We start from the raw sequence: 4,844 nt of genomic DNA, 5'->3' as shown, positions 1-4,844 counted from the left end.
AGCGTGGAAGGCGTATGGTTCAGCCACACACTGTGTGCTTCTACCTGCTTCTTCCAACTGTCGAGGCTGATGAGCATGAGATCGTGTTGCTGGAGAAAATCTTTTTCGATCGGGCGCTCGCTTAGCATGGTTATATGATTGGGAGCAGTCTGTTCGATCGCCCGGATTGACTCTTTTACTTCAGTCGTGTTTTTAATTTGTCCTGCAGCATCCAGTATAATAACTTGTGATCCGGTGTTGTGTATCAGTTTTTGGGCATAACGAATCAGGAACGCATCCTGTTCATCAAACAAAGGTATAAATACGCGATCGGTCTTTTCCAGTTTGCGATCAATGAGTATACCCACCGGCACATTAGTATTGGTTAATATAAAACGCGTGCGTTCATCGAACGGAGAATTTTCGAATAACTTTTCTCTTCCTGTTACTGTATTGATCAGTCTGTCAGGATTGATGATGCGCGTAGTAAAACCTAATACTTTACCGAGTAAACTTCCTTCGTAGATCGATTGTCCGAGCCCTACCAGTAACAGATCATAATCACCTTCGTTGGCAACTTCCGCTATATCGGTATCAATATCGCTGGATGCTTTGAATAATGTTGTGATGGTTTGATTTAACTGTCGCGACTCTTCTATTACCGGGGCAAAGCTTTCGCGCTCGTATTCTTCGGTGTTATAGTGATGCAGCTCATTGGCAGGGGAGAGGTGCATCGCAGTGATGGTTGCATTGCCATTTAACTTACGACTAAAACTATTGGCGAGTCGCAGCAATGATCTTCCTCCTTCCGGATTTCCGAACGATACCAGTATTTTATACTTGCCAGGATGTGTTACTTCCTTCGGTATAGTATCATCTCCGGATTTAAAGATTCGGTTGATGAGATCGAGCGCAGGTCCGGTCATGAAGGTTGTGACCAGCGCCATGATCACCATCATCGCGAATACCTGCGGAGTAAGTACACCTAGATCATAACCGATGTTCAATACCACCAGCTCCATGAGTCCGCGGGTATTCATCAATGCACCAATCATCAAACTGTCTTTCCAGCTTTGTCCTACAAACTTGGCAGGAAAAGCACTTCCTGCAAATTTACCGATTACTGCAACGGTTATGATAAGCGCAGTAATTTGCCAGAGGTATGGATCGTTAAGCAGGCCGATCTGTGTACGAAGTCCGGTAAAGACGAAGAACAGCGGCAGCAATAATACCAACGCTACATCTTCTATCTTTTCAATAAATATATTCTTGAACCTCATGTTCTCCGGCATAATTACACCCGCCATAAAAGCTCCGAACAAGGCATGTATACCAATCACTTCTGTAGCGTACGCTGACAACAATAGTGTAAGAAAAAATATAGCGACTACGGATTTACTGAGATTCTCACGCGAAGCATGCAGGTCTCCCACTCGTTTCAGGAATGGACGCACTACTTTCAGCATCACGAATACATATATACCGGCCAGCAGTATAATATAAAAAGCACTTACGAATGATCCAGCTTTTACAATCGCGATCACAGCCGCCAGCAGGCACCATGCAGTGATATCGTCCGCAGCGGCACAGGTAATAACAATCGAACCCAGACGTGTTTTATTTATACCTCTCTCCTGTACTATACGCGCCAGCACCGGGAAAGCTGTAATGCTCATCGCTATACCCAGAAACAATCCAAAGGAGGAGAACTGTATGTTGGGTGGTGCAAACGACTGGTACATAAAATACGCAAGTCCTATACCCAGCGAGAAAGGTATAACTATACTGGTGTGACTTACTACTACGGCATCGTGTGCCTTGTTACGCAGCACATTCAGGTCGAGCTCCATGCCGATAACAAACATGAAGAGGATCAAACCGATCTGACTGAGAAATTGCAGATTGCCCAACGATTGTGGCGGGAACAAGGCTGCGGATAACTCCGGAAAATATAGTCCCATCAAAGAAGGGCCGAGTACTATACCGGCAATGATCTCACCGATAACACTGGGTTGTCCGATCTTCTGAAACATCCATCCAAAGAGACGCGCTACAATAATGATCGTAATGATCTGTGCGAGCAACACCGCGAGCGGATGATGAAGACTTTGAGCAAACGCATGCGTAAACTGGTGAAATGCACTTTGATCAGACTGAGGTATAACGATACTCCGGCCGGCTTCCTGGCGTGTGCCGATTGTAATGATCCAGTATACCAATGCTGAGAAACCACCAATGATACCAGTATAAAAAAACAGATTCTTAAATTTTTTCATTTTTGTGATTTTTCAGAAAGTAAAATACAAACCCTGCTACCGTACGAATGCCCGCATTATTGTCGCCACTGCCCGCGGTAGTAAAGTATGGAGCAGCTTCGAAGAACAAACCTGCATGTTGAAAAGGAAACGGAAATGCTTCCACTCCAATCGGCATAACGCCACCAAAACGATTCGATTGTTTTTTATCGAGGTTCCAGTCTGCACGTGCACCCAGCCCTATATGAAATCTTACTTTTTCATAAAAGGCAACACGATATACGAACGATGCTTCATTTACCAATGATCCTGTTTTTGTTTCTGTAAAAAAGTTTGCGCGTGTAATGCGCACATCAATGGCCCAGCGCGATTCTTTGGCCGAACGGAAGCCTATACCGGTTTCTGTTCCGGTTGGATAGATGCCCACGCCAAAACCGGTGCGAGGTGGTGTTTGTTGCGTCTGCTGTGTCTGTGCTTGCGCTCCCGACACGAGAAGAATACTAAGTACAAATACGAGTAAAGATCGTTTCACAATATCTGTTTTGATTTAACACGGCAAATATGAAGAGAAGACCGTTGTAAAAATCTCACGGTGCAGATGAATGCGCGGATATTGTAACAAGCAGGAGAAAAAATGTAACGAAACTACAGCGACACTTTGCTGATAAATTCCTGTCGGTAGGCTTCGCTCAGCGAAAGGGTTAGTGGCTTGCCCGATGCCAGTAAAATGTGCGTGGTGATTTCATCGTGCGAGAAAAAATTTACAGACTTGAGCGACAACAATTCTTTTTTGTTTACCCGGCAAAAATTGGCAGGAGGAAGTATCTCCAGTAATTTTTCAAAGGAAATATTTTTGAGTGTAAGCGTAGTGCCATCGTGCAGCTGCACTACTTTATCGCGACTGTCTGACTCGGATGTTTTGATATAGCTTACCTGGTCGAAGAAGAGTAACGTTTTTCCTTTATCGGTATTGAGTTGAACAAAATCTTTTGGTGCCGGTATAGCTGCTATACGCTTCACAGCTTTTTGTACCGCTTGTACCAGGCGATCTTTTTGAACCGGCTTGCGTATATAGTCAATTGCATCCAGGTCAAACGCATCGGCTGCATATTCTTTATAAGCCGTAACAAAAATTACCGGCTTGCCGCGCAACAGGTTGGCTACATGCAGGCCGGTCATTCCCGGCATCTCAATGTCCAGCAGGCAAAGATCAAATTCGAGTGAAGGTACTTCTTTCAGAAAAACATCCGGACTGTTAAATGCTCTCACTACTTCCAGCTCGGGCAGTTGTTCGCACAGCATTTTTAGATACGTGAGTCCCGGCAGCTCATCATCGAGCAGTAAGCATCTGAGCTTTGTGTTCAAGTAAATTTATCTTTAGGTGTGCAATGAATACATCGCCTTCTGTGAAGCGATCCAGCTTGTAATGATTTTTATAGATCAGCTTTAATCGTTGCTCTAATGCTTCTGAACCGATGCCGCTTTTCTCTTTTCGCAACGCAGTCTTCGAAGAAATTTTATTCGATACCGTAAGCGAAAACACCTGGTCTTTGCATTCGAGAACGATCGATATAAAAGCATCGGCACTTTGCAGGTCAGCATGCTTGAATGCATTTTCAATCAGGTCGACAGAGATGAGGGGCGCCAGCAGGCGTTGCGTATAGAGTGCGTCTTCTTCGTTTACTTTTGTTTTTACTTTCAACTCAAACAACGGACTCACCTTTACTTTGTTGATCTCAATGAGATTCATAGCAAACTCGATTTCCTCCTGCGGAGTAACAAACCGGTTACGGCTTTCATACAAGATATAGTCCAGCACATTGGCCAGCTTATCCAGCGCGAAATAGGTTTGGTAAGCGTGCGACTGTATCGAGTTCAGTATATTTTTAAACAGGTGCGGGTTGAGGCGCGACTCAAGTGTTTCCAGTTGTAAACTGTCAACTTTATTCTCGAGTGTCTGGAAACGCGCTTGAATACCTTCGCGCATTTTGTCTGCTTTCTTCAGTCGCCCGATAAGATATACTATACCCGCCACCAGCGCTGCCACCACGGCCAGGGTCACGTAAAAGAGTGTTTGGAATATACTCGCGTCTGTCTGCATAGTATGGATCAGGTGGTAAAGTTACTTATTTTTTCCAGTGTAGAGAATGGGACAAAATCGGGGCGGTTTTGGAAGATAATCCGGGAACACTATATTTGATCCATCAAATGCTCTTGATAAAATAGTGATGTTATAAGGGGGCGCATGGAATTTAGATGCATGCACTCTTTTGCTGTATCCATCCTGGTACAGCGCAATTTCTATTTCATCCAGTTTTATTAAAGAGTATCTATGAAAAACAATCAACGAATTGCCGTTCTTGGCGCGTCCGGAAAAGCGGGCACTGTTCTCCTTCAACAATTACTTGATCGCGGATATACCTGCAAAGCGCTTGTTCGACACCCGGAGAAATTTACCATCACAAGTCCTTTACTGGAAGTAGTGCAGGGCGATGCTACTTCGTATGGCGATATACAATTATTGTTGCAGGATTGCACCGTTGTAATCAGCACACTCGGGCAACGAAAAGATGAACCGCCTGTTTTGGTGCGAAGTATAACCCATGTATT

At 44.5% G+C, this 4,844-nt stretch carries 5 protein-coding genes; 1 reads left to right on the top strand and 4 read right to left on the bottom strand.

Annotated elements, in window-relative coordinates:
- The 4 genes from VIN08_RS17760 to VIN08_RS17745 form a co-directional block, all read right to left on the bottom strand.
- Window positions 1-2,255 (bottom strand): cation:proton antiporter (locus VIN08_RS17760; RefSeq protein ID WP_331967726.1); only part of this gene is annotated, 2,255 nt, incomplete at its 3' end.
- Window positions 2,242-2,766: a hypothetical protein gene (locus VIN08_RS17755; protein ID WP_331967723.1), complete on the bottom strand. Its 525-nt coding sequence runs from the start codon at window positions 2,764-2,766 to the stop codon at window positions 2,242-2,244. The genes VIN08_RS17760 and VIN08_RS17755, both read right to left, overlap by 14 nt.
- A gap of 113 nt (window positions 2,767-2,879) precedes the next feature.
- Entirely contained in the window at window positions 2,880-3,599 is a 720-nt protein-coding gene (locus VIN08_RS17750; protein ID WP_331967719.1) for a response regulator transcription factor, read from the bottom strand.
- Window positions 3,565-4,335, bottom strand: a complete 771-nt coding sequence (locus tag VIN08_RS17745) for a sensor histidine kinase (RefSeq protein ID WP_331967718.1) — start codon at window positions 4,333-4,335, stop codon at window positions 3,565-3,567. The genes VIN08_RS17750 and VIN08_RS17745 overlap by 35 nt, the downstream gene beginning before the upstream one ends.
- A 231-nt stretch (window positions 4,336-4,566) precedes the next feature.
- On the opposite strand from VIN08_RS17745, the gene VIN08_RS17740 reads away from it, so the two are divergent.
- A partial coding sequence (locus tag VIN08_RS17740; protein ID WP_331967716.1) for an NAD(P)-dependent oxidoreductase occupies window positions 4,567-4,844 on the top strand: 278 nt, incomplete at its 3' end.

The sequence above is a fragment of the Ohtaekwangia sp. genome (assembly GCF_036568665.1).
GTDB lineage: Bacteria > Bacteroidota > Bacteroidia > Cytophagales > Cyclobacteriaceae > Ohtaekwangia.
Note: the sequence above shows the minus strand (reverse complement) of the source record. Positions and strands in the feature narration are given on the sequence as shown.